We start from the raw sequence: 26534 nt of genomic DNA, 5'->3' as shown, positions 1-26534 counted from the left end.
TTCCCTGTCAGAATCGGAAATACAAAAACGGGTTATAAGATGCATCCACTATATATGCTACAGACAAAATCAGCAATGCCGCGGGAATGACTTTTTCACCTACGCGGTATAATGCCATTGCTGGCCCTGTCTTGCTGCTTTTGAGTCTGTGTATCAGCAGACTGCCGACGGGCAGACATGCCACCAGTGCAATTATCAGAAGCACCAGATACTCATTTCCCAAAAACATTGCCTGTGTGTTCATAAGTCCAACACCATTTAATCCAAACATCGCCTGCAGATATGCCAGAATCTCTCCCGGCTTCTCCAGTGCGAAAAATACCCAGCTGATCAATACCACTGTCAGCGTATAGACTCTGCCAAACACCACCGGAGCATTTTTCAGGAGCTCTCCCAAAAACAGTTTTTCCAGAATTAAAAACAGGGCAAACCAAAGTCCCCAGAACAGGAAATTCCACCCTGCGCCATGCCAGATTCCGGTCAATGTCCATACGATCAGTATATTGAGGATCTGTCTGGCGAGTCCCTTGCGGTTACCGCCCAGGGGAATATATACATATTCCTTGAACCAGGTGCTGAGGGAAATATGCCATCTGTGCCAAAAATCCGTAACAGAGGTGGCAATATAAGGATAATTAAAATTCTCCGGGAAATGAAATCCCAAAATGGCTCCCAGTCCGATCGCCATATCCGAATATCCGGAAAAATCAAAATAGATCTGAAAAGCGTATGCCACAATTCCTATCCACGCCATCAGCACACTCATCTGATCATTTTTCAGGGAAGATATCTGTGTCCACAAAAGTCCGAGATTGTTGGCCAGAAGAACTTTTTTCGCAAGTCCCGTCACAAAGCGTTTCGCTCCGTAGCTGATGGCATCCAGATCAGAACGCCTTTCCTGAAGATATTTTTCGATCTGATGATACTTTAGGATCGGTCCCGCGATCAACTGCGGGAACATGGTCACGTAGACACCGAACTGTAAAATATTACGCTGCGCTTTGGTATCTCCTCTGTATACATCGATCACGTAAGACATGGTCTGGAAGGTGTAAAAAGAGATACCGATGGGTAACGGAAGCCCCAGCAATGGGATCGATGTTCCGAACACTGTATTCACCGTCTGCAGCAGAAAATCGGCATATTTAAAAAATCCCAGGATAAACAGATTGATAACAACAGAACATAACAAAAAGATCCTGGAGCGATCCTCCCCCCTATATTCCTCTATCAGCCTTCCCCATACGAAATCCGAAATCGTGGAAAAAAGCATCAGAAAAATATAGACCGGCTCTCCCCAGGCATAAAAGACCAGGCTCCCCAGAAACAGAACCAGATTCTTCATGTTCCGGGGAACCAGGAAATAGCAGATCATAAAAATCGGTAAAAACCGAAAAAGAAACAACACACTGCTGAATACCATTCACTCTACTCCGCATTTACTCCAGAGTCTGTCTGATAGACTCCAGGGCAAGTTCATTCTGCTCCTGACAGTAAGTGATCACGGCCTCATCCCCCTGCTCTTCCACAGAGGAAATGTCCGCGCCCAACTGTACAAAGCATACATAATCACCTATCCGTTCTACTCGGGATGCCTGAATCTTGCCAAGATTCATGGGATACTGCATCGTGTCATTCACCAGACTGTCACGATAGGCGTTCAATGCATTTTCTACATCCTCTACCTTACCATCTTTTGCGTGAATAATCAATAAAGTATCTACATTGACACTGATCATGGGACACTCACCCAGATAAGCATCATACAGATCTGCACTGACACCATAGGTCTCATTCAGCATTTCCTCCGGGATCTCGGAATCCGGCCAGTAATCATCACCCAGCGCATCTGTCACTGCTTTTTTGGCGCTCTGTAATGCCGATGCCACATCTCCATTTTCCTGCTGTGTGCCGGCATTTCCCGCCTCAGTGCTCTCTACACTCGTCCCGGTGGATTCTGCGGCGCCTTCTGTACTTTCCACACTGTTCTCTGTAGCAGCACCGGTATTCTTGTCCTGCCCGTTTCCGCAGGCCGCCATGGACAGTGCCAAAGTACCCATAAGTAACATACATGCTAATTTTTTCTTCATAATTCTCTCCTCATTTCTATGGGATATGCCCATATTTATTGTTGTAATATCCCCCAAACGGGGCTTCTTATACTATCAGACGACAGCTGATGTTGAAAAGTTTCAAAAAAATCAATTTTGCTTTCTATTTTTCTTTCTTTACAAACCTGCGGGCCGTAGGCTATACTTGCAGGAGAATACGGAAATGAGTCCGCTGCATACGCAGCAGAATGTGAGGAATTATGAGTATATTAAATGTAGAACACCTGACCCACGGCTTCGGTGACCGTGCTATTTTTAACGATGTATCGTTTCGACTGTTAAAGGGCGAACATATCGGCCTCATCGGTGCCAATGGCGAAGGCAAATCTACTTTTATGAATATTATCACCGGCAAGCTCATGCCGGATGAGGGAAAAGTGGAATGGGCGAAAAATGTCCGTGTCGGCTATCTGGACCAGCATACCGTGCTGACTCCCGGCATGACCATCCGCCAGGTGCTGGCTTCCGCCTTTGACTTTTTATATGATATGGAAGCACAGATGAATGAGATCTGCGGCAAAATGGGAGATGCCACTCCCGAAGAGCTGGAACAGTATATGGAAGATCTGGGGACGATCCAGGACCTCTTAACCATGCATGATTTTTATATGATCGATGCCAAGGTGGAAGAAGTGGCAAGAGCCTTAGGGCTGATGGAGATCGATCTCGATCGTGATGTCACCGAATTGTCCGGCGGCCAGCGTACCAAGGTACTGCTGGGAAAACTCCTGTTGGAGAAGCCGGATATCCTGCTCTTGGACGAGCCTACCAACTATCTGGATGCGGAGCATATCGAATGGTTGAAGCGTTATCTGAACGAATACGAGAATGCTTTCATTCTGATCAGCCATGACATTCCCTTCCTGAACAGTGTCATCAACCTCATCTATCATATGGACAATCAGGAGCTGACCCGTTACGTGGGCGATTACGACAAATTCCAGGAAGTCTATGCCATGAAAAAGTCCCAGTTGGAGGCCGCCTACAACCGCCAGCAGAAGGAGATCGCCGATCTGAAGGACTTCGTGGCGAGAAACAAAGCCCGGGTCTCCACCCGTAATATGGCGATGTCCCGTCAGAAGAAGCTGGACAAAATGGATGTCATCGAGCTGGCTGCGGAGAAGCCGAAGCCGGAATTCTCTTTTAAAGAAGGACGTACTACCGGACGCATCATTTTCGAGACCAGAGACCTCGTCATCGGTTACGACGAGCCGCTGTCCAAGCCGCTGAATCTGTCTATGGAACGCGGCGAGAAGGTGGCGCTGATCGGTGCCAACGGTATCGGTAAGACCACTCTGTTAAAAAGCATTCTGGGTCTGATCCCTCCGCTGTCCGGTGAAGTGGAGCAGGGCGATTATCTGGAAATCGGATACTTCGAGCAGGAAATGTCCGGCTCCGGAGACAACAGCTGCATCGAAGAGATCTGGCAGGAGTTCCCCGCCTTCACCCAGTATGAGGTCCGCTCCGCCCTGGCAAGATGCGGACTCACCACCAAGCATATTGAGAGCCGCGTGAAGGTATTAAGCGGTGGCGAACAGGCAAAGGTACGTCTCTGCAAGCTGATGAACCGCGCCACCAACGTATTGCTGTTAGATGAGCCGACGAACCACCTGGATGTCGATGCCAAGGACGAGCTGAAACGTGCCCTGCAGGAATACAAGGGCAGCATCCTCATGGTCTGCCACGAACCGGAATTCTATGACGGACTGGCTACCCAGGTATGGGATCTCTCCCGGTGGACCACGAAGATATAAATAGAGGGGGATTATTTTGAAAGGATTATTGGAAATCTGCTGCGGCAGCTTCGAAGATGTGAAAACTGCCTGGCAAAATGGTGCAGACCGGGTAGAGCTTAACAGTGCACTGTATCTTGGTGGTCTCACGCCTTCTACGGCCAATCTGATCTGTGCAAAAGAGCAGTGCAGCATCCCTATTGTAACAATGGTCCGTCCAAGAGGAGGCGGCTTCTGCTATTCCCAGGATGAATACGAGACCATGCTCTTAGATGCCCGCATACTTTTAGAGCACGGAGCTGACGGTATTGCTTTCGGCTTTCTGACAGAGGACCATGCCATCCATAGGAACCGGACGCAGGAAATGATCGACCTTATCCATAGTGCCGGAAAAGAAGCTGTATTTCACCGGGCGTTTGATTGTGTTGCACAACAGGAACGTGCGGTGGAAGCATTGATCTTACTTGGTGCGGACCGGATCCTCACCAGCGGTGGTGCACCTGATGTATGGTCGGGCAGAACGCAATTGCAAAAGCTGCAAAGTCAATACGGTAAAGAAATCACATTTTTAACGGGAAGCGGCGTGAATGCACAAAATGTAAAAGCTCTGATGGAATATACGAGGATAGAGCAGGTTCATACATCCTGCAGAAGCTGGCAGCCGGATGTGACTGCCTCCCTGCAGGACGTGGACTTCTCTTATGATATAAGCCAAAAGAATGCATATGAAGCAGTAGATGCCGGAAAGGTAAGGGAAATGCAGGCAGCAATGCCTATATTGTAATCATGCCTGCCACCTCCGTCCGGCTCACAGGATATATTCCATCTGCCGTTCTTTTGTCTTCATTCCCATCTTTTCATAAAAGTGCTCTGCCGAAGTGTTGCCTGCCCAGACGTTCAGGGTTACTTCATAGCAGCCCAGTTCTTTTGCCTGCTGTTTCACATATTCGAACAGGCTTTCCCCGATATGCTGACCCCGTGTCTGCTTGTCAACGCAAAGGTCATCGATAAACAATGATTTAAAGGGCACCATATTAGTGGAAAAGGGCTGCTCCCTGAGTTGACAGAATGCATAGCCCATGCACAGATCGTCCTCGTCTACGGCTACATAGATAGGGTGATCCTCCTGTTGTAATAGCTCTGTCAGCTCGCAGGGGGTGTATTTCGTAGTACCCGGTATAAAAATATCCGGACGGATCTCCGCATGTATCTGTAATACCTGCCCCAACAGTGCAAGAATTCTTGGGATGTCCTTTTTCTCTGCCTTGCGAATCTTCATTTCTATTTCACTCCTTTACAATTCCGAATTGTTTCAGTTTACCATGCTTGCCGTTGTATAGCAATATGAGTAAAAATCTTTCTAAAACTTAAAAACAAATCGAAAGAGTAAATGCATCGCTAACTTTCCACCTACTTCCGGTTCCAAAGCTTCAACAATTGTTCGCGAATAGGTGCATAATGTTCCCCAATAAGTCCGAAATCCATCTCCTTATAAGTCCAGACAGCACAGCCGATACCGAACTGTCGGAATACGGTATCCACATCCGTGAACCAGCGCAGAGTATCTTCTACAGGAGCCTGATCAATAACACCGAATTCTCCACAGTACAAAGTTACTCCGGCATCTTTCGCAGCAGTAACCGCTTCCATTACCATTTCCGTGATAAATTCTGTTCCCATAGTCTGTGACTGTGCCTTACATACCACTTCCCCCTGATAACCGATGGGCAGCGACTTTGTACGATAATAGTCCATTGCTTCCGGATAATAGATGTCTTCGGTCTGGCTGATGGTCGGTACCCAGTGTGCTTTCTGATGGGTAAACAGCAACGGCTCATAGAAATGGAACGTGAACAATATATTTTCATCCTTGGGCTTCTCTAACAGTTTCAATGTCTTCACACTGTTCCATTGAATTCCGCCGTATATAATAATAGTGTCTCTTGCTATTCGGCGAATAGCGTCCACCGTTTCCGCAATGAGCAGATTCCACGCTTCCGCATTTTCCTGCTCTACCACTTCGTTCAGCAGTTCAAACGCAACATGAGTCTCGTTCGCATAATGCTCTGCAATCTTGATCCACAGATTTACAAAACGCTTCTGCACCATTTTATTTGTAAACAGAATATTTTTCCCCTTATCTCCGGCATTATTAAAATCGTAGCCATACGCTTTATGCAGATCCAGTACAATATTCAATCCCTGCCGTTTACACCATTCCACTACTCTGGTCACATAGGCAAAGCCCTCTTCTCTGGTTCTGCCATATTCATCTTCCAGTACTTCATAATCAATTGCCAGACGTACATGGTCAAATCCCATGGAAGCAATCTTACGAATGTCTTCCTCCTGAATAAATGCATCATAATGTTCTGTGTTATGCACACACTGAGATAAATAGCCACCTAAATTGATACCTCTCTCTAATTTCATGCTCTTGCCCTCCTGATCCTTCGCAACGGAAATTTTATAATCCTGCGGTTCTTCTTTTCTCTATCATATAATTTCAAACATCATTTATATATCGTTTCTATATTATTTTTATCGTTTTTATGCTATATTATTTATAGCATGCCACTATCTTCACTCCACAAGGGAAAGAATCGCATAGCGGTTTTGAAAAGCACTTTAATAATTTCAGAAAGGTGTCCATATGAACATTCCTCAGGAACTTCTCTATCAACAATATGTTCGCAGAGAATTAGAGACTTATCGCGCCCCTTATGATCCGGAAGCGGAATTTTATAGCTATGTCAGGCAGGGAAATACTGAAAAAATAAAAGAATTATGCCATGAATCTTTTCAGGAAAAGAAAGGCCTGGGTGTCCTCTCGGATTCTCCTCTGCAAAATCTGAAATACCACTTTACCATCACTGCTGCTATGCTGGCAAGATACTGCATCGAAGGAGGTATGGAAGTTACAGAGGCTTATGATCTCAGCGACTACTACATTCATAAGGCGGATCTAATGAAATCCAAAAAAGAAATTTCCGCCCTGCACCCGCAGATGTGTCTGGATTACACTACTCGCATGGAAAAATTGCATAGAAATCATGCCTGCTCCCGTCCGGTTGCCCAGTGTCTGGAATATATCTATGATCATTTACATAATCGTATCACTGTCCCGACGCTCGCCGCTCATGCCGGCATATCTCCCGGTTATTTAAGTCACCTGTTCGCAAAAGAGATGGGAATTTCTGTCAGTTCCTATATACAGAACAAAAAAATAGAGACCGCTCAGAATATGCTTTGCCATTCCGATTATGCGATCTCTGTAATTTCTACTACCCTGGCGTTTCCCAGTCAAAGTTATTTCACATCTGTATTTCGGGAAAAGACTGGGAAAACACCAATGCAGTATCGTGCAGAACACTTCCGCACTTCCGGCATCCAATAAAAAGCCGGAAATGTTCTTATCTCTGCCGGGCCATGGCAGGTGAAGATTTACAGGATAAAACGCCATGATTATATATCACTCGTTCGATACCCTGACTTCGTGCAATTTCACAGACAGGAAACATTTCCATCAAAGATGATCCTGTAAAAAAAATTTGTCCTGTTGAATCCCGATTTTATTAATTCTACAAACTTGAAGTTATCGGCCTGCTTTACAGTTCATAATAATACAGACAGATATTTTGATAGGTTCCATCTTTCATACGAAAACCTTTCGGTACCACTCCAATCTCCACAAACCCCAGTCGTTCGTACAAATGACGCGCATGAAGATTGTTTTCCACTACAGCATTGAATTGCAAAATTCCAAAGCCATGCTGCTTTGCTTGTGTAAGACAATCAGTTACTAATTTTTCACCGATATGCTCGCCGCGGTAATCTGTAGCAACAGCGTAACTCGCATTTGCAATATGCCCGCAGCGACCGATATTGTTTGGATGCAGGATATAGAGCCCCACGATTTTTCCGTTGTCATCTGCAACACCACAATATGTCTGTGCTGCAAAAAAGTCAGCACCCGTTTTATCATTCAAAAAATCTTCTTGTGGAAAAGCCTCACCATCTTCCACAACTTTATTCCAGATATAAACCATTGCAGAAATGTCTTTTTCCATATACTTTCTGATTTCCATAATCTTTCCTCCACAAATTCCGATTTATTTAGCTCATTTTATCAAAAACGGTAAGAGATAAAACGGTTTCAACAATAAATTTTCTTCTTTTCCTGCTTCTTTCTGTGATATTAAATACGCCTTGCTAATATTCTGAGAGAATTTTCTGCAAAATTCCCTTATGGATTCATGTTTTCCGGATCCTGAGGACTTAACTTCAAATGCATTTATTTTACTTCCTTCCGAAATCAGGAAATCCACCTCATAATAATGCGTACTCCCTTTTTTCTCCCAGGTATGATAGTACAGTTCTCTCCCGGAGGCTGTAATCATTTGAGCAACCAGATTCTCATAAAGATATCCCAGATTTGCCGGTAATTTATCGGAAAGTAACTTCGCATAAATATCATTTTCCGTCACCGGACGGTCAATAAACATCAGTGTAACAAATAATCCTGTATCCGAAAGATATAATTTGTAACTGTCAAAATCTTTCGTGTCCGTCAGGCTGACTCTTGGATTGGTAGAATTATAGCATGGCAGAACCGTTTTTGAATCTATCAGCTCGTATAATAATTCTTCTGCTTTCGTGTTATTTCTTTTTCCGATTGCTGTGGTAATCCGATATTTTCTTGCATCCTTTGCCAACTGTGCCGGAATCGCATGATATAATGCCGATATTCTTCCGGACGCATCAATTTTCTTAAAGTCTTCCTCATACAGAGATATGATCTGCCTTTTTACCATATCTATTTCTGAAAAGTTTTTTCCATTAACATAGGCTTCTACTGCCTGTGGCATCCCCCCTACTGCCATGTAAATTCTCAAATCTCTCATTAATTTACGGTTAGTTGCCTGTCCAATAGCTGCTCCGCTATCATAAATCTGTTGCAGCAGCCCATAATTACTGCCCGTGGCATCACAGAATTCTTCGTAATCCATGGGATATACTTCTATCTTCATTTCCTCGGATGGAATCAGGATGTCCTTTACATTTTTCTTTATCGAGATTAAAGAGCCTGTTTCCAAATAACTGTATCTGCCGTCATGTATAAGATGCTTTATTGCCTGTCTGGCTTTTGGAAATAACTGTACTTCGTCAAAAATAATGAGGGACTCGTGTTCATACAATGTGATTCCGGTTTCTGCCTGCAGCCTCAGAAAAAAGATATTCAAATTTCCTATATCATCGAAACATTCCAGAATATTACTTGTTGTTTTGGAAAAATCAATTAAAATATAAGACCTATATTCATTTTTTGCAAAGGTCTCCGCAATAGTCGACTTGCCAACTCGCCTTGCGCCTTCCAACAATACCGCATATTTTTCTGAATATAGCTTTTTCCATTCCAATAATTTATCGTATACTTTTCTTTTAAAATACATAACTACCTCCACCATTATAAATATGTTATATCACATAATATACGTTTCTTCAATTTGTATATTGCATATTATGTGCATTTCTTCAATATTTATCGCAACGGTTTTGTGCTTACATTCAAAAAGTTCTGTAGTTATGGTAAATAAATTTTTTCTGTTCAAAAATGCTGAAAATCTTTCTAAAGCTTAAAAACAAATCGAAAGAGTAAATGCATCACTAACCCCGTGCACGAAAGCAGCAGCCCCATCTTTACAGGCTTTGTAGATGCCTTCTTTAATTGTATGCTTCCAATAATAATTCCCGCCAATGATGAAACAAATGGTAATAAAATCATTATAGCTGCAACCCAAATAAACTTCCAGCCATTTCCCACCATCCCAAACCATCCCCTATGCGAAAGAACAGGAATTACAGGTAATATCACATTAATAATGCCTAAAATTAACACAAACTGATGTTTCTTTTTCACTCTTTTCTCCTTCGTTAACTTCCGATTTGCGATTACATAATCTGGGAGTTGTCTGTTATTAAATACCTGCGGCAAATTCTTCTATTAAACTGTTTATCAATTCCGGTTTATCTGTATTAGAATTATGTCCAGCTCCTTCAATCCATTTCAAAGGAATTTTGCTCTTTTGGTGCCATGCTTTGTTATACCTTATACATGAACCGGCATGGTCTTGAGTTCCACATATTAACAGAGATGGGCACTTCAGTTCATATGGCAGATTCTTTTCCATTGCCTCTGCCAAAATACGAAAACCATGCCCAGCAATTTGTGCATAGCGTTTCTGGTTTCCGTCATAATCCAGCATCATTTCACGCATGAGGCTTCTACCATAGTCAGTCGTGGCAACGCCTTCCGACCCCGATTTCAGAAGCCATTTCCACGGATAATGAGCATATACCGGCTCCATTCGTTTCAAAAGCCAGATCTCAACTGCCGTCACATAGCTTCGTTGCAGTGGTGCAGAGTCAATGGAGACAAAGCCTGTCATTTTGTCTGGGTAAAGCTGCGCATAAGCCTGTCCCACATATCCACCCATAGACTGCCCGACAATAACAGGCTTTGTAAGTCCTTCTTGGTTTAAGATATCATCCAGCCATTTTGCCTTGTCGAACAAATCAAAATCAAACCGAAACGGCCATGAGGAAGCGTGTGCCGGTGCATCCCAGACGATAACATTATACCTGTTCTCGAAATACTGAATCTGTTTATCAAACAATCTATGGTCTGCCGTCAATCCCGGTAGAAGAACAAGCGTAATTGTATCCGGGTTTGACACGCTTGCCCAATAGTGAATCGTTCCGCATCGAGTATGATAAGTTTTTTCTTTCATTGGGCTCCCCTCCACAAATTACGATTTGTTAATTTGTTTTATTATAGCACATGTAACCCCCTTCACAATAAAAAAGAGCAACCGAATTATCTCGATCACTCTCTGTTCATTACTTCCATGATAATAATATCATAACTTCCTTTTCAAAAAAAGTCTCAATACCGTAGTCATTCCGTATATATTTGTAACTTTTTGTAAGTTGTTTTTCTGTCCACCATAATAATATCAACTCTTATTTGAAAAAGAAAAGGATAGAACATACCGTTTTCCCCATAAGCTTACCACTCGTCACATTTCAGGTGCTTACCACTCAGACTTACCACTTTGAATCACGGTTTTGTGATATTTTGCGATACTTTACGAGGTTTTCTCTGTAAACATCAAATGCCTTTAATCCCTTATAAATCAAGCATTCCCGCCACTTTCCAGTCATTACTTTTCATCAACGACCTGGAAGATGTAGAACTTGAGGTAATAACTCTCGTCCGCTGCCCACAGAATGGGATGATCCGGACCCTGTGTCTTGAATTCTACCTGGCGGAGACGCTTATGCGCACCATGAGAAGCTTCCCGGATTGTTTTGGCAAAAAGCTCCGGATCCATGAAATGGGAGCAGGAACAAGTTACCAGGAATCCGCCGTCTTTCACCAGCTTTAAGCCCCTAAGATTGATCTCACGATATCCTTTTACAGCATTTTTGATGGAATTGCGTGACTTGGTAAAAGCAGGCGGATCCAAGATCACCACATCATATTTCTCGCCCTGCTCTTCCAGCTCCGGCAATAACTCGAAGACATCCGCACATCGGAAGCTTACCGTATTTTCCAGTCCGTTCAGCTTCGCATTTTCTGTTGCCTGATCCACAGCCAGCTGGGAAGCATCCACACCCAGAACACTCTTCGCTCCGGCAATTCCCGCGTTCAATGCAAAGGAGCCGGTGTGTGTGAAGCAGTCCAGCACCTTTTTATCCTTACAGAAACGATGAATGGTGGCACGGTTATTCTTCTGATCCAGGAAAAATCCGGTCTTCTGTCCGTCCTCTACATCCACCATGTAATGCACGCCGTTCTCTACAATCTCTACTTTCGTGTCAAACGGTTCGCCGATGAAGCCCTTGTAACGCTCCATACCCTCCTGTAAGCGTACCTTGGCATCACTCCGCTCGTAGACACCGCGGATGACAATGCCATCCTCTGCCAGTACTTTCTTCAAAGCATCAATGATCACAAGCTTCCACTTGTCGATTCCCAGTGCCAGAGATTCCACTACCAGTACATCCGAGAATTTATCAATGACAATACCCGGCAGGAAATCCGCCTCTCCGAAGATCAGACGACAGCTGGAGGTATCGATGGTCTCCTTGCGGTAATTCCAGGCATCCCGTACCCTCTGTTCAAAAAATGTCTCATCGATCACCGTATCCTTCCTGCGCGCCAGCAGACGGAGTGTGATCTTGGAATTGGTATTGATATAACCGTATCCCATGAAATAGCCGTCAAAATCATGAATGTTTACAATGTCGCCATTCTCAAACGTCCCCAGGATGGATGCGATCTCATTATCAAATACCCACATTCCCCCGGCTTTCAGCGTTCTGCCTTCTCCTTTTTTCAGTGTTACCGTTGTATTGTACATAGAATTTCCTCTCTTAATTTCGTGATTTTATCGTTTTTGCAACTTTTTCTTCTATCATATTCGTTTTTTGCTTGACAATCAATGGGTTTTTATTTATTATTTTAATGTTGACGCGATTCGCGTTAACAAAATCGTCGCGTGGCTCAGTTTGGTAGAGCGCTGCGTTCGGGACGCAGAGGTCGCAAGTTCGAATCTTGTCGCGACGACTAAAAATAGGTTCTCACATTTGTGAGAACCTATTTTTGTTTGTCATGATATATCCAAACTTACGTCCTCTAGCTGGCTCGAACACATCGTTCGGGCGCAGACCGTAAATTCTCCCCAATCCCCATAATCACAAACACCGTCGAAATATTCATCACCTGTTGAAAACTAAACATATTATTCACTGTATATGCCAGCACACAGATCCCGCAGGCTCCGACCAGCATCTTGCTCTCCCCGGCACGAAGAAAATCTCTGATCGCCGTGATCATCATCCCTGCATAACTGATCAGTCCCAATACTCCTATATCTACCAGAACCGTCAGCCATTCATTGTGTGCATTCGTAAGCCGGTTCCCGCCAAAACGGTCATTCACCATCGTCTGCAGTCCCACACTTCCCTCGTTGGATAAAAATGCATATAGGCAATCCGGTCCCACGCCGAATATTTTATGCAGAAAATCCGCCTCCCAGAAGCATCTGGCACCTGCTGCCCAGGTACCGCCCCGGGCACTCCCCCAACTGACATTAAACGTCAGCCATTTTGTCACATTCGGGTCTGTGATGTTGGGAGTCAACGCACCACCGGCTAAGGTATTGATCAGCGTCAGTAACAAAACAAGCAATATCATAACCGGTACCGCAATAGCGATCCCACAATAGATTCTATGTAACATTTTCTCCGGATAACTTCGTCTTACCCGGGTTCTGTGTATCCAATACAAAATAATTCCCGACAGAATCGTCATAAATATGCCTGCAATCGAAAACGTCAGCAGATCTGTAATTCCTTCCAGGATCAGTTCCCGGGAAAATATATTCAATCGGCGGAGAACACAGGTAATCAGACACGCTGCGGAAAACATCGTCATCTCCTGCCAGAACACTTCCATCCTCCCGCTGTCTCTCACGGACATCCCGAATAATACGAACATGACCACTGCGAAGGTTACAATGCCGCTGCTGCTTCCCTGAGTCGCCAACGAGGCGAAGCCGATCGTCACATATGCCATCAGCAACAGCTTTTTCCATGTCATCTCCTCCATCCGCCACAGCAGATAGACTCCCCCGAACAATATCGTCACCAGATACCCGCAGTACCAGTTGATATTCCCGATCGTCGAGATAAAGGAAGGGGTCACGTACTCCGGATCCACCGGTAGCAGACCAAACTTATTCACATATCCCAGAGAAAAAACAATCGCAGACACCGACAGTACCAGCGCCGGGATCCAGCTCTTCCACTGCCACATACGGGAGATCATAAAATACACGATCACCGCTCCCAGCTGCGTCCACATTCCCATCCGCCAGGACGCTGTCCCCCACAGTGCTTCTTCCCGGTAATTCGTAAACAGATAGGATACTAAAACCGCAATTCCATAAAATACGGCAAATCTATCCGTCACACTCAGATTCTTCCATAATCCCGCCGGCCATTCCGTGAACTTCGGCAACTCCTTTTTCTGAACTGCTGTAACCAGCCGGAAAAGCAGCCACAGTAAAAATACCGGCAGCAAAGTTTTCGCACCATAGGTCATAGTCTTGAGAAAAAAGGTCTCCTTCTCTGTTCCTATCCTAGCATATCCTTTATTGTAAAGAGGGAGTACCATCAGAATCACGATCATATACACGCTGATCACGATATCACATAAAAATCCGCTAAAGCTGCAAAGTGTCTCTGCTACGGATTCCGCTTTCTTGTGTTTTGTATTTTTTGCCATAGGCTTCATCTCTCCGAACCTTCTCCGACCACCGGGAATTTATTCCCTTTCATGATAGCTTTCCGGACTTCTTTCGTCAATCTTTTCTCAGGAGCGATCCTCTCCGTTTTTCTGCCTGTCAGACATCTTAGACAGGCTATGATACGTCTCGTAGATCAGCACAAATCCCAGCGGTCCCTTGATGATCCCCCAGACGCCGAACAGCCGGATCCCGGCATACAACGACACCAATACAGCAATGGGAGACACTCCTATTTTCCTGCCGATGAGACGGGGCTCCAGTATCTCCCGCAGGAAAATACATACCACATACAGCACACCGCAGATAAGTGCTCTACCGAAGCTTCCCTCCAATAGCTGCCAGATTCCCAGTGGCACCAGCACCACCCCCGTGCCGATAAAAGGCAGCGCATCCAGAATCCCCGCCAGGATCCCCCACAGCACTCCATGCTTTATCCCCGCGATCCCTAACGTAATCGCTGCCGTCAGTGCGATCGCCGACATGATGATCCCCTGTGCTTTTACAAAGGTAGCGATATAGCGGACAATTCCGCAGATTACCTCCAGCAGCACATGGCAGGACTCCTGATCCAGCAGATGGTTCATGATCCCGTCATAGTCTTTCGCCAACAGTACCGATGCAATGAGAAACGTCACCAGGAATCCTCCCAGCTCCGCAAACCACCGCACATACTGCATGGATTGCGACAGCATCCCCGGCAGAATATTTTCCTCCAGCGAATCCAGTCCCTCCTGCAGTCTGCCGCTGACCGTATTTTCCAGATAGGAAGCGTCCACACCAATGATCTCTCCCACGCTGCGGCATAGGTTCCGGACCACCTCCAGCCACTCCTGCTCCCTCGCATCCATACTCCGGATCCACACCGGCAGACTTCCCAGCACCCAGGAACTAAGTACCCATAACAGTACAGCCAACAGCAGTGTCGCCAGAATCAGAAGCACTATGGCGCTTAAGGGTCTTGGAAAATGCAGTTTGCGGTTCATCCGTTTCATCATCGGTCCGAATATCGTGACGAACAGCATCGCCAACAGCACCGGTGCCAGCAGGGGGGTCAGATATTGCAGAAAAAAATAGACTGCTCCCGTCACCGCAAGCAGTACTATCATCTTTTTTCCTATAATATTTTTACCGAATTCTCCCCAGTCCATTCCGCACACTCCCTTTTTGGATTAGTGTGCTCTGAGAGACTTTTTTTATCCCCTTTTGGAGATTCCGGTTTCATTTTCTGTGAGTTTTTTCAATTCCTCCATCGCAAAACCTGCAAATGCCGGATTCTTCGGCACTACCCGGAATCCCATCTTTTTCCCGGAAATGGGATGGACAAGTTCCAGAGAGTACGCGCATAGTGCCACGCCGCGATATTTCTGCGCAGGCATCGCCTCTTTTAGCGCTGCCATTCCATACTTCGTATCTCCCAACAGCGGAAATCCCGCATGTGCGCACTGCACCCGGATCTGATGAAACCGTCCGGTCCCGATCGTTACATCTGCAAGCGCAAGCGGAGAGGGAGCGTTGATCTCTTCCAAAATACGATAATGCAGCGCAGCAATCTTCGCATCTGCAAATTCCTGCTCCCTGCCGGTCACTGCCACCGCCATATTACCTTCCTTGCGAAGGTAATCCACAAGATCCCCCTCCGGGCAGTCAGGATATCCACAAAGTACTGCATAATAATGTTTATTCAGCGCACCTTCTGTTAATTGCTTCGACAATGCCGCTGCTGCCTTTTTGTCTTTGGCAAATACCAGTAGTCCTTCCACCGGCTGATCCAGTCTGTGGACTATGCCCAGATACGGCTCTCCTTTTCCCGGTCTCCCCGCGCCGGGAAGCTTTGCCAGATAGGATTTCAACTCGCTGACCACATCCGGTTGTCCGATCCCGGCGGACTGTACCGCCAGTCCCGCCGGTTTGCGGACAACCATGATACTCTTGTCTTCGTATAATATTTCTGTTCTCATATAAAATGTCCTTATTGTCGTGATCCGTTATCCCTTCCGAAGCCCCTTGGGATAATGGTTTTTCATGATGCCGCCTGCCAGCTTCCCCCAGCCAAGGCTACAGTCATCCACGCAGATCAGATACCAGCCCTTCTCGCCTTCCGCGGAAAAAGTCTGTCCCTTCAGATAAGCCGCGGCTTCCTCCACAGACAGCTTCCACACATGCTTCACATCCTCTGGGCGCAGTGCCTGTGCTAACGCGTGCGCCGGTTCAAAACGGTTCTTTTTCAATGTGCCCAGATGAAGTCCCGGGCGCAATACCTTCAGTCCTTTCACCCCGGGCATTCTCTCCGGCATGCGGTACAGGTTATCGCCAAATGCCAGAAATCCTTCTCCGGCAGTGCATAGTCCTGCTTTGATCGTCTGCTCCTCCGAAAAGGTCTCTTTTGCGAAGTTAAAATACTCTGCCCAGTCTTTTGTCAGATTCTTCGCCGGAATTCCCTTCTCTGATCCGGTGGCGTTCACCGGCTGATATCCTTCCGGAAGCTTTCCCTTTTTCTGTAATACTGCGGCATAATGCCCCTCGCCACGTAACTTATGGGGCCACAGACGTAAAGTCCCCGTAATGCCGGGTGCCGGGTTCTCTACACAACCGGGAATACCGTCGCAGCCTTCCGGGATCCCCAGCTTCGCTTTATCTATGGGGACAATCTCGAATTCCTCATGCTTTGCCAGGAAACGGCTGATGCTTCCCTCATTTTCCGCAGGCGCAAAGGTGCAGGTAGAATATACCAGTCTGCCTCCCGGGACTAACATCCGTGCCGCGCACTCCAGGATCCCGTCCTGTCTGTCTGCACATAACTGCACATTTTCCGGGCTCCATTCCTCACAGGCCACTTCATTCTTCCGGAACATTCCCTCTCCGGAGCAGGGTGCATCCACCAGGATCCGGTCAAAATATTCCTCGAAAATATCCGCCAGGTGCTCCGGCGTCTCATTCAATACACAGGTATTGCGGATGCCCATGCGCTCCACGTTCTCCGACAGTATTTTCGCCCTCGCCGGGTGGATCTCATTCGTGACAAGCAGTCCCTCTCCCTCCATCGCGGATGCGATCTGGGTACTTTTCCCTCCGGGAGCAGCACATAGATCGAGGATCCGCTCCCCGGGCTGTGGTGACAGTAGTGTCACAGGTGCCATGGCACTGGGTTCCTGGATATAATAAAGTCCCGCTTCATGCCAGGGATGCTTTCCCGGCTGATCCTCTTTGGTATAGTAATATCCGTTCTCCGCCCAGGGAACCGGCTGCAGCTGAAAAGTCTGCTTTACTTTTTCTGTTATGACAGACATGTCGTCCCTTTTTAACGGATTCAGACGCAATGCCTGATATTTCTCATGCTCAAAGCTTGCCAGGAACTCTTCATATTCCGATCCCAAAAGTCCCTGCATTCTCTCTGTAAATGACTGCGGAAGCATAGATTTCCTCCATCTCTGTCCTCTATTCCGAACTCTGTTCCCATTAACTGTATCACAGCTCCTATCCGTGGGCAATCATTTCTTGCCAAGCTTCACAGACACAATTATAATATTTGTTGTAAGTGCTTGTTTTTAGTTTTAAAAGGTAACCCATTGTTTGTATTTTCATTCGTTGATTCTCGAACTCGAATAAGAAAAGAGGTTATTATGTCTATTTTCAGAAAAACACTCAGCTGTGCCGTACTGGCAGCCTTAGGCACCTGTGCTCTCGCCGGCTGTGGCAGGCAGGATACGTCAAATGAAGCCACAACATCTGCTTCCCCCGAAGCGTCTCCTGCCATCACGGAAACCGTCAACGAAAGCACCGCTGCATCCGAACAGACACCGACTCCCGGAACACAATCCACACAGCCTGCGGATGTGACTTCCACCCCCTTCGGACAGCACGGTGCCCTCCATGTGGAGAACGGGAAGCTGACCGATGCAGACGGGAACACTGTCCAGCTCTACGGTATGTCCACCCACGGTATTGCCTGGTTCCCCCAGTATATCAATTATGATTCCTTCCGTACCCTGCGGGACGACTGGAATACCAACTGTATCCGCCTCGCCATGTATACAGCGGAGTACGGCGGTTATTGTGCCGACGGTGATAAGGAGCAGCTGAAGCAGCTGGTAAGAGACGGTGTATCCTACGCCACAGAGCTTGGAATGTACGTGATCGTAGACTGGCATATTTTAAGTGATTGCGACCCGAATCAGAACAAAGATGAGGCGATCGCCTTTTTCCGGGAAATGTCGGAAGCTTTTGCCGACAACGACAATGTGCTCTATGAGATCTGTAATGAGCCCAACAGCGGTACCTCCTGGGACAGCATCAAGTCCTATGCCGAGGAAGTCATCCCGGTGATCCGGGAACAGAAGCCGGATGCCGTCATCCTCGTAGGAACCCCTACCTGGAGCCAGGAGATCGACAAAGCCGCAGCTTCCCCGCTTACCTTTGATAATGTAATGTATACCCTGCATTTTTACGCAGGCACCCACAAAGATGACCTGCGTAACCGCTTAGAGACCTGCGCACAGAACAATCTTCCGGTCTTCGTCAGCGAATTCGGTATGTGCGACGCTTCCGGCAATGGTGCCAATGACTTCGATTCCACGACCAAGTGGCTGGATCTGCTGAACAAATATCAGATCAGCTTCTGCTGCTGGAATCTGGCGAACAAGGACGAAAGCAGCAGTGTCTTCAAGGCTGCCAGCACGACTCTCTCCGACTGGACCGATGAGGACTTCAATGAATCCGGACGGTGGATCCGTGAGTATTTCCGCAGTATGCCCCGGAATTAGTTCCCAATTCTGCCCTTAGAACTTACTGCTTACAATTCGAACGATTGCACTACATTAATTCTTCGTCATAGACTGCCCTGCCACCACCGATGAATTTCGGTCTGGTACGGGCGCATACCACATGGGCGTCTCCGATCTGTCCGGTCCGGAGACGCACCGGTACTGCCACATCTCTCAGATGCATTCCGATCAACGTATCTCCGATATCCATTCCCGCTGCCGCCTGAATATGTTCTACTGCCACCGGATGTTCAAATGCTTTATACGCTGCCGTAGCGAAGGATCCTCCTGCCTTGGGCTGGGGAACCACATTGACCATGGGATAACCGTATTTTACAGCTGCCTCTTTTTCCAGGATCAGTGCGCGGTTCAGGTGTTCACAGCACTGGGCTGCCAGATAGACGCCTGCTTCCTGCGTTGCCTGATAGATTCCACCGAAGACCACCTCTGCCAGCTCCGGGCTGGAATAAGTACCGATGGATGCGCCTCCCACCTCGCTGGTGGAACACCCTACTACAAACAGTTCTCCCACCTCCGGCTTAGCTTTCTCCAGGATCTCCCTGGCTGCGGAATATGCCTCTTCTGCAATGATTGTCATATCTTCTGTCATGATGCTGCCTCCTTACATAATAAAATAAATAACTCTATAACAATAAACACACTATAACAGACCGTTTATAAATAATAATGGAAGCAAAAAGCCCACATTGGCCACTGTAAACCATCCAAAATACCGTTTCTTTTCCCCGGGGATCTGACTTGCCACCTGCTTATAAGAGATCAGGCTTGCCATAGAAGCGATCAATGTGCCCAGACCGCCCAGATTCGTTCCAACGATCAATGCTTTCACATTTTCTGTAAAACCGGACAGCAACAGTGCTGTCGGTACATTGCTGATCACCTGGCTGGCAGCCACTGCCGTCATGACTTCCCTTCCTTCAATAATTTTTTGTAAAAAGCTGCAAAAAGCAGGCATTCTTCCTATATTTCCTATGAAAATAAAAAATCCCACGAAGGTCAGCAGCAGCGAATAATCCACTTTTCCTATGGTCGCGCGGTCTAGGATTCCAACACCAAGTACCACAATTCCAAGCGTTACCGGATAGGGAATCATATGCGCCACCGTTAACAGACACAACAAAAATAGTATCAGATAAAACACAGGCAGATATCTCCGCCATCCTGCCGTTTCCTGCCCGGCATCTTCTGCCTGCAACGCCCCTGCCACATCTCTGACCGCAATGCCACTGTGTTTCGCCGCAACCGCCGTACAGATAAGCAAAAAGAACAGTGACACCGCAGAATACGGCAGCATCAGCTTTATAAATGCAATCGGGGACATCTGTATTTTCCCATATAAATACAGATTCTGTGGATTACCAATGGGTGTCAGCATACTTCCTAAATTCGCTGCGATCGTCTGTAATACCACCACCGGAACTGCCAGTTTCCGGACAGCCTCCTCTCCGGACAGACAGAGTACCGTAAACGTAAAAGGCACAAAAGTGATCAATGCCACATCATTCGTGATCAACATGCTGAAAAAGAAGCACAGCAATACCAGAATTTCTGCCAGCGCAATCACATTGTGGGTATGCTGCAATAATATCCTGGCAACCCTGCGAAATATGCCCAGCTTCTGCAATCCCGCCATCACAGTCATCAGGCAGAATAAAATCGCCAGCGTCCGAAAATCAATATATCCGATATATTCTTTGTCCGGCGGGATCATTACCGCCGACAATACTGCCAACACCATCGCCGCAGTCAGCACCGTCTCTTTTTTTACAAATTCTATGATTTTGTTCTTTATTTTCATTGTTTTGTCCCTCAGGCATCCCCCGCGCCGTATCTCACAAAAAATTTTTACAGGAATATAGTAAAATTAAGAATATTTTCTACGGAGCATGCTATGTCTGTTCTTCCCTCATTGCTCTTCGGTATCTCCGCCAGTCTGGATGCACTTCTGGTAGGCTGCGCACTCGGACTGCAGAAGGTCCCTCTTCCTGCAAAACACAATCTGCTGATCAGCGCAGTCACTCTCATCGGTACTGTGATCTCTATAAGCCTCGGTAACCTTTTACTGCCTCTGATCCCCGGTGAGATCGCAACCCGGACCGGAAGCAGTATCCTGATCCTGTTCGGGCTCTACTATGCCGGAAAATGGCTGGTCTCCAGATGGCGCTGCAGTTCTTCAGATAACAGCAGTCTATGCCGGGAGAAGAAAAAATTTGCCGGACATCGGAATCTGACTCTCCCGCAGACGCTGGCTCTGGGCTGTGCCCTCTCCATGAATAATATCGGTATCGGATTCTCCGCCAGCATTACCGGACTTCCTTTTCTGCCTGCCTCGATATCCACCTTTTTCTGTTCCTTCGGATTCCTGACACTGGGGAGCCGCCTGGGACGTTCCGTCCTCCTGCAGCAGGTCGGAGAATATGCCGATCCCATCTCCGGGCTCTTATTGATCCTGTTAGGTCTGTGGCAATTATATCACTGATAAACTGAATAGTTACCAAAATAATGGGGAATCTATCTGAATAATACAATATACCCACCGGGCAGTCTATGCAATCATTATATCATTATTCAGAAAGGATTCCCTTTTTATGGCACAAAACATTTCGTTATCCACAGAACTTTCCCAAAATATTGATCTTCTCCACCGATTGCTTCCTCTGGGTAAAAGCTTTGACCTGATCACACGCGATCTCCGGTTGGGGGAAACTCCGGCATTCTGGCTGGGAATCAATGGTTTCTGCAATACCGAGATCCTCCAGCAGATCTTCTCCGACCTGCAGGATCCTCACTATACACTGGATTCCGAGATCCGCGATCTCCCCGGCTATGTGCAGAGCAGGCTCGGCTATGCACAGGTATCGTTGACCTCCTCTGTGGATGATATCCTGCAAAATCTCTTAAGTGGGCCTTCCATCCTCCTGGTGGATGGCTTCGATCAGGCGGTGATCATTGACGTCCGTACCTATCCCGTCCGCAGTATCTCCGAGCCCGATACCGAACGGAGCACCCGAGGTGCCCGGGACGGCTTCGTGGAGACACTTTTATTCAATACAAATCTTATCCGCCGCCGGGTGCGTTCTGCGAAACTGACCTTCTCCATCTGCACCCTGGGAACAGAGAGCCGCACCGATGTAGCGATCGCCTATCTGGCAGACCAGGTTAACGAGGAGTTATTAGAGGCTCTGAAGCAAAAGCTCTCCCGGTTACAGATCACTTCGCTGACTATGGGCAGCAAAAGCTTAGAAGAGCTTCTGATTCATAAAAGATGGTGGAATCCCCTGCCCAGCATCCAGCTGACAGAGCGTCCCGATGTGGCATGCAGCTACCTGTGCGAAGGGCACATTCTGCTCATTGTGGACAATTCTCCCGCCGTTTTATTGCTTCCCGGTACGATCTTCCAGTTTACCCAGAGTCCGGAGGACTATTACAACAATCCTCTGACCGGAACCTACTTCCGCATGATACGCTTCCTGTGCATTCCGGTGAGTCTCCTACTCCTTCCGGTCTTTTTGCTTCTCGCTGCTTATTACCCGGAAGTCACGGTACAGCTACAGCTTACCCCCGTCAGTGACCTGTCCCCTTTCCGACTCTTCTTCTATGTGCTGGCGGTAGAGTTCCTGCTGGATCTTTTCAAGTATTCAGCGGCACTCAGCTCCAGCCGCATCTCCGGTGCTCTGTCCATTGTCGGCGGACTATTAATCGGTGACATTGCTGTCAGCCTTAACTGGGCCTCTACCGAAGTCCTCTTCTATGCCGCCGTCACTATGTTGGCGAATCTATCTCTCTCCAGTATAGAATTCGCCGATGCACTGCGCATCTATCGAATTCTCCTGGTTGTCACCACCGGATTATGGGGTCTGCCCGGCTTTATTATCGGCCTGACGCTTATGTCACTCTCCATGATTACCACACCAACCTTTGCAGGCTTCAGTTACTTCTGGCCCCTCTTCCCCTTTAACGGTCCCGCACTGAAAAGCCTCCTCTTCCGCCGCCCCACCTATAAGGCACAGCCCAGTAAAGTCTGGTCCCGCGGTCATGTGCATACAAAATAAAACTCCTATACGGAGCGTAGACATCGAGCACATACGGTACCTTGTTACTTACTAATCATTTCAGACGGATTTGTACTATCTTAACATTGAGGATCAAGCGCGAGACGGCGCACGAGGTCCGGAGGACCTCGGTCTGCGCGGACCGGAGCGGAGCGTAGACATCGAACTTTCGAGCCCAGGATTGGGCTCGAAAATAAAAAGGAGCGATGCTTTATGCATCACTCCTTTTTATTTATAAGCGCGAGACGGGGATCGAACCCGCGACCCCCTCCTTGGCAAGGAGGTGCTCCACCGCTGAGCCACTCGCGCATATTGTACAGGTCAAAACCTGTATCTTGAAGGTATGAAATTAATTGTATCGACATTCATCCGCAATCTTATGAATGTCTGCTGTGTCTCACAGCAAAGACTATATTACATGATGAATGCCAAACTGTCAAGCAAATTATTGAAATTTTTCGTAAAATTCGTAATATAATTATTTATCCGTAGTCAGATGGCTGTACTCACCCTTGCGGTTATAGGAATCTGTCAGATAGCTTTCATCCGTGAGAATGCACTCGATCTCCTGATCATCCTGTTTATACTGACTTCTCTTCCGCAGATCTTCTTTCGTTTGCTCCTGCTTCGTCTGCAAAAAATCGCCTGTATGGGATCCCAGAAATCGACCCGGCAGCCGGTCCATCAACTTTCTCGCTACCTTCTGTACCTGATAACGCACCTTCTGAAAAGGATTTGCCGGCATGGTATCCTTTGCTTCCACAGGCCGGAAATACGTATGGGTAGCTGCTGTCTCCACTGCCGCCCTGTTCATTGTAGTCTTTACTCCTACAGAATTCCCGGTGACCAGCGTCTCCTGCCCTGCAATATGATTTCCGCTGCCATTTTGTGAAATGATCACATCGTTAGCTTCCTTGCTCTCTCCCCAGATTTTCTGCAAAAGCTGTTTGCCTTTACTGCTGATATTCTGCACCCAGGACATAAGATTCACCGAAGAATTCTCCTGCAATACTTCCTCGGCGGTCTGTATAGTCTGTACGCTTCCTAATTTGGCTCCAGCGTCGCCTACGTCCTTATTTTCCCCATGTTCGTGAATACATCCTGTCACCTGATGAGAATATGTGTCATGTCCGCTTCCTACTCCACCGACCTGCATAAGCCCCTCCGTTCCTGTTTCCTGGTCTACCTGTTCTATCATGTATATCGGAGGTATTCACTGTTTTATTCACTATATGTCCTCTCAAAATTCTGGTATCACCTGGTATCAGACCAGGTAATACAAAAACAGCGGGAAGCCTTGATTTATCAGGCTTCCCGCTAAAAAAATAGAGCGGGTGATGGGAATCGAACCCGTAAAGCATTTTTAATGGAAATGCTGATAATATGGGAAATGCTGATAAACACTAGGTTTACGGTGACATCCGAAATGCACTATATACAATAGAAATGCGGTATTTACGTGCATTTTGCAACACGATGCAACACGAAATGCAACATGACTTCTTTATTTATTTTTGGGTTAAATTGCTAGTGTCCCTATAAAAGACGGAGAACACCCCTTCTTGTTCTCCGCCCTTCAATTTACCATGTAACTTACTATTATGTCAATTATAGAATGCCGCCTGCAGGCTGTTATATCCCGCCTTACCATCGGCTGTGAGATTAAGCTTTTTCTGCAGCTTGATTGTCTCCGCTCTGGCAGTCTTGCCATACCTGCCATCGGTGTCCTGATTACTGCCAAGGATCTCGTTACAACGTGTCTGCCACCATCTGGCTACCTCACCGGTAGATCCCACCTTATATGTAATCCCTAAACGCTTTGCCTGCAAGCAGATCTGCTTGCGGACATACTGGGTGTTCTTTCCGTCCTTACCATCGACTGTGAGCTTACGACCGTATGCATCCCGGTATCCGTCTGCGTTGGCCGCCTTTTGAAAATTCTGAATGTTGATATTACAGGTCTCTTCCCTCTGCGCAGGAACAGAAGATACCATTTCAAAGTCGGTATAAAAGATATTGATATCACACTTTCCGCTGATCCCAGGAACAGATCCGGAAGAAGTGTACTGCCAAATGTCTGCGAGGTTCAGCTCTGCTGCCGTCAGACTGGTGCCGTATTTTGCATACCAGACATATACTTTTCCCAGTGCTGCAACGATCTTATCCATGTCAAAATAATTTTTGAGATAATCCCTGTTAGTGTAAATGACCGGGACATGTCCTCTTTCTTTTACTCTCGTCAAGAACGCAATGGCCATATTCGTTGCCAAATCTTTTGTGATGTTCACACCCTTCGTTCTAGCGTATCTTACGGTATCATATTCGAGATCATACGCGACCGGACATTTTTGCCAGTACTTTTCCACCTGATCACAGCAATAGTCCGCTTCATTTTTTGCCATAATCACAGATAAGGCATACGAAAACCAGTAAATGACAGCTGCCACTCCCAAATTAAAGCATGCCAGCGCATTGCTCACAAATTTTTCGTCTACATTATTCTTACCGTAACCGGCGCGGATACCGATACGCTTGTAGCCAGCATCTCTCACTCTTTTAATGTTTACATTCCCGTTATGTTTGGAGATATCTGGTCCTTTTGATAATGCCTGTTTCATGTTACTCCTCCTTCTTTCCGTCAAAGTCCAGCAGATTCCTCAGCAGCTCGTACATACCAGTGGCCGCCAGCCCAGAGATCATACCGCCAAGCACAACCTCTGCATTGATTCCCGCCTGCAGGTGGATGATAATCGCAATGATGGTTCCCATGCTCAATGATGCCAACGGAATAAACTTGTTCGGAAATTTGTCAAATGCTTCCTTCAGCACATAGCCTGTCAGCAGGCAGATTCCTAAAATAATTGGGTCTACGAGTTGCAATAAAAATGATAAATCCATAATGTTAATCCTCTCTTTCTTAAAATGCCTGAACGGCTGCCCACATCAAACCAGCTACCAAAAATCCAGCAACGGCTCCGAGAATAGTGTTAAATATGGTCTTTTTGGCGCTGCTCCACTCTTTTCCCGGCGCACTTTCCATGTCATCTACACGGCTGTCTATACGATCTACTTTTTGATTCATGCTCCCAACAGCCTCATTCGTATGCTTAACTTCTTCTACAAGTTTCACCATTGTATTTGACATTGTATGTATTTCATCCACTATAGGCTCCAGCTTGTCCAGTCTATGCGTGTTTGATCGTGCCCTCTGTTCTACTTCTGTCAATCTGTGTTCCACATCAAGTTCATTCATTTCTCACCGCCTCCTGGATTTCTGTTGCTGTTTTTTCTTATTTATATTGTAATATACAATCCGACATTTTTTGTACCATTCTTCTAGCCTTCCTACTTCTGTAAATGGCAATTTAAAAATGACAGATTTAAGATTTAGTAACTCTATTACCGGAAAAGCTTATGCCGATGCGGGTATCACAAGTGTATTGGGTTGTGCAAAACAGTATTCTCCGTATGGAATAAGTTA

The 26534-nt window shown here is 46.6% G+C and carries 25 protein-coding genes and 2 tRNA genes; 7 read left to right on the top strand and 20 right to left on the bottom strand.

Annotated elements, in window-relative coordinates:
* Positions 1–7: 7 nt before the first annotated feature.
* Positions 8–1423 carry an MBOAT family O-acyltransferase gene (locus tag FYJ59_RS07385; RefSeq protein ID WP_154496175.1) on the bottom strand — a complete coding sequence of 472 codons (1416 nt, stop codon included), beginning with the start codon at positions 1421–1423 and terminating at the stop codon, positions 8–10.
* A gap of 16 nt (positions 1424–1439) precedes the next feature.
* Entirely contained in the window at positions 1440–2090 is a 651-nt protein-coding gene (locus FYJ59_RS07380) for a DUF4358 domain-containing protein (protein ID WP_205839485.1), read from the bottom strand.
* 221 nt (positions 2091–2311) lie between these two features.
* On the opposite strand from FYJ59_RS07380, the gene FYJ59_RS07375 reads away from it, so the two are divergent.
* Positions 2312–3865, top strand: a complete 1554-nt coding sequence (locus tag FYJ59_RS07375; protein ID WP_154496171.1) for an ABC-F family ATP-binding cassette domain-containing protein — start codon at positions 2312–2314, stop codon at positions 3863–3865.
* 16 nt (positions 3866–3881) lie between these two features.
* Positions 3882–4628, top strand: coding sequence for a copper homeostasis protein CutC (locus FYJ59_RS07370; RefSeq protein ID WP_154496169.1), 747 nt, complete (start codon positions 3882–3884; stop codon positions 4626–4628).
* Between the two features lie 24 nt (positions 4629–4652).
* Here FYJ59_RS07370 and FYJ59_RS07365 read toward each other — a convergent pair whose 3' ends face one another.
* Both FYJ59_RS07365 and FYJ59_RS07360 read right to left on the bottom strand, forming a co-directional pair.
* The gene (locus tag FYJ59_RS07365; RefSeq protein ID WP_022153335.1) at positions 4653–5123 is read right to left on the bottom strand and encodes a GNAT family N-acetyltransferase; all 471 of its coding nucleotides are present in this window, start codon (positions 5121–5123) and stop codon (positions 4653–4655) included.
* 131 nt (positions 5124–5254) lie between these two features.
* Complete coding sequence (locus FYJ59_RS07360) at positions 5255–6277, bottom strand: glycoside hydrolase family 5 protein (RefSeq protein ID WP_154496167.1); 1023 nt, start codon at positions 6275–6277, stop codon at positions 5255–5257.
* A gap of 220 nt (positions 6278–6497) precedes the next feature.
* Between FYJ59_RS07360 and FYJ59_RS07355 the strand changes: the two genes are divergently transcribed.
* The gene (locus FYJ59_RS07355; RefSeq protein ID WP_154496165.1) at positions 6498–7241 is read left to right on the top strand and encodes a helix-turn-helix transcriptional regulator; all 744 of its coding nucleotides are present in this window, start codon (positions 6498–6500) and stop codon (positions 7239–7241) included.
* 211 nt (positions 7242–7452) lie between these two features.
* Here FYJ59_RS07355 and FYJ59_RS07350 read toward each other — a convergent pair whose 3' ends face one another.
* From FYJ59_RS07350 to FYJ59_RS07330, 5 genes are all read right to left on the bottom strand, one after another.
* Positions 7453–7932, bottom strand: a complete 480-nt coding sequence (locus FYJ59_RS07350) for a GNAT family N-acetyltransferase (protein WP_154496163.1) — start codon at positions 7930–7932, stop codon at positions 7453–7455.
* 33 nt (positions 7933–7965) lie between these two features.
* Positions 7966–9297 carry an ATP-binding protein gene (locus FYJ59_RS07345; protein WP_154496161.1) on the bottom strand — a complete coding sequence of 444 codons (1332 nt, stop codon included), beginning with the start codon at positions 9295–9297 and terminating at the stop codon, positions 7966–7968.
* A gap of 176 nt (positions 9298–9473) precedes the next feature.
* A complete protein-coding gene (locus FYJ59_RS07340; protein ID WP_154496160.1) occupies positions 9474–9764 on the bottom strand; it encodes a hypothetical protein in 291 nt (96 codons plus the stop codon).
* 58 nt (positions 9765–9822) lie between these two features.
* Complete coding sequence (locus FYJ59_RS07335) at positions 9823–10635, bottom strand: alpha/beta fold hydrolase (RefSeq protein ID WP_154496159.1); 813 nt, start codon at positions 10633–10635, stop codon at positions 9823–9825.
* Between the two features lie 432 nt (positions 10636–11067).
* On the bottom strand, positions 11068–12270 hold the full coding sequence (locus FYJ59_RS07330; RefSeq protein WP_154496158.1) for a class I SAM-dependent rRNA methyltransferase: 1203 nt from the start codon (positions 12268–12270) through the stop codon (positions 11068–11070).
* 132 nt (positions 12271–12402) lie between these two features.
* Between FYJ59_RS07330 and FYJ59_RS07325 the strand changes: the two genes are divergently transcribed.
* Positions 12403–12476, top strand: a tRNA-Pro gene (locus FYJ59_RS07325).
* Between the two features lie 69 nt (positions 12477–12545).
* Here the strand turns inward: FYJ59_RS07325 and FYJ59_RS07320 are convergent.
* The 4 genes from FYJ59_RS07320 to FYJ59_RS07305 all read right to left on the bottom strand — a co-directional run bounded on the left by FYJ59_RS07320 (position 12546) and on the right by FYJ59_RS07305 (position 17633).
* Entirely contained in the window at positions 12546–14198 is a 1653-nt protein-coding gene (locus FYJ59_RS07320) for an O-antigen ligase family protein (RefSeq protein ID WP_205839484.1), read from the bottom strand.
* A gap of 87 nt (positions 14199–14285) precedes the next feature.
* Positions 14286–15368 (bottom strand): AI-2E family transporter, encoded by a 1083-nt coding sequence (locus FYJ59_RS07315; RefSeq protein WP_154496156.1) that lies wholly within the window; start codon positions 15366–15368, stop codon positions 14286–14288.
* A gap of 45 nt (positions 15369–15413) precedes the next feature.
* Complete coding sequence (locus FYJ59_RS07310) at positions 15414–16178, bottom strand: RluA family pseudouridine synthase (protein ID WP_154496155.1); 765 nt, start codon at positions 16176–16178, stop codon at positions 15414–15416.
* Positions 16179–16205: 27 nt separating this feature from the next.
* Entirely contained in the window at positions 16206–17633 is a 1428-nt protein-coding gene (locus FYJ59_RS07305) for an RsmB/NOP family class I SAM-dependent RNA methyltransferase (protein WP_154496154.1), read from the bottom strand.
* Positions 17634–17840: 207 nt separating this feature from the next.
* Here FYJ59_RS07305 and FYJ59_RS07300 point away from each other — a divergent pair, with 207 nt between their 5' ends.
* Positions 17841–18980, top strand: coding sequence for a glycoside hydrolase family 5 protein (locus tag FYJ59_RS07300; protein WP_154496153.1), 1140 nt, complete (start codon positions 17841–17843; stop codon positions 18978–18980).
* 49 nt (positions 18981–19029) lie between these two features.
* On the opposite strand, the gene FYJ59_RS07295 is transcribed toward FYJ59_RS07300, so the two are convergent.
* Positions 19030–19590, bottom strand: a complete 561-nt coding sequence (locus tag FYJ59_RS07295; protein WP_154496152.1) for a TIGR01440 family protein — start codon at positions 19588–19590, stop codon at positions 19030–19032.
* Between the two features lie 51 nt (positions 19591–19641).
* Positions 19642–20799 carry an SLC13 family permease gene (locus FYJ59_RS07290; RefSeq protein WP_154496151.1) on the bottom strand — a complete coding sequence of 386 codons (1158 nt, stop codon included), beginning with the start codon at positions 20797–20799 and terminating at the stop codon, positions 19642–19644.
* A 93-nt stretch (positions 20800–20892) separates the two neighbouring features.
* Between FYJ59_RS07290 and FYJ59_RS07285 the strand changes: the two genes are divergently transcribed.
* A complete protein-coding gene (locus FYJ59_RS07285; protein WP_154496150.1) occupies positions 20893–21480 on the top strand; it encodes a manganese efflux pump in 588 nt (195 codons plus the stop codon).
* A gap of 109 nt (positions 21481–21589) precedes the next feature.
* Positions 21590–23053, top strand: a complete 1464-nt coding sequence (locus FYJ59_RS07280; RefSeq protein ID WP_154496149.1) for a spore germination protein — start codon at positions 21590–21592, stop codon at positions 23051–23053.
* 237 nt (positions 23054–23290) lie between these two features.
* On the opposite strand, the gene FYJ59_RS07275 is transcribed toward FYJ59_RS07280, so the two are convergent.
* The 5 genes from FYJ59_RS07275 to FYJ59_RS07255 form a co-directional block, all read right to left on the bottom strand.
* Positions 23291–23362, bottom strand: a tRNA-Gly gene (locus tag FYJ59_RS07275).
* A gap of 169 nt (positions 23363–23531) precedes the next feature.
* Positions 23532–24209, bottom strand: a complete 678-nt coding sequence (locus FYJ59_RS07270) for a hypothetical protein (protein WP_154496148.1) — start codon at positions 24207–24209, stop codon at positions 23532–23534.
* A 448-nt stretch (positions 24210–24657) separates the two neighbouring features.
* A complete protein-coding gene (locus FYJ59_RS07265) occupies positions 24658–25671 on the bottom strand; it encodes a GH25 family lysozyme (protein WP_154496147.1) in 1014 nt (337 codons plus the stop codon).
* A 1-nt stretch (position 25672) separates the two neighbouring features.
* A complete protein-coding gene (locus FYJ59_RS07260) occupies positions 25673–25951 on the bottom strand; it encodes a phage holin family protein (protein WP_154495851.1) in 279 nt (92 codons plus the stop codon).
* Between the two features lie 19 nt (positions 25952–25970).
* Complete coding sequence (locus FYJ59_RS07255) at positions 25971–26306, bottom strand: hypothetical protein (RefSeq protein WP_154496146.1); 336 nt, start codon at positions 26304–26306, stop codon at positions 25971–25973.
* Positions 26307–26534: the final 228 nt, after the last annotated feature.

It is taken from the genome of Waltera intestinalis, assembly GCF_009695995.1.
In the GTDB taxonomy this organism is placed as follows: Bacteria; Bacillota; Clostridia; order Lachnospirales; family Lachnospiraceae; genus Acetatifactor; species Acetatifactor intestinalis.
This window is presented reverse-complemented; position numbering and strand designations above follow the sequence as displayed.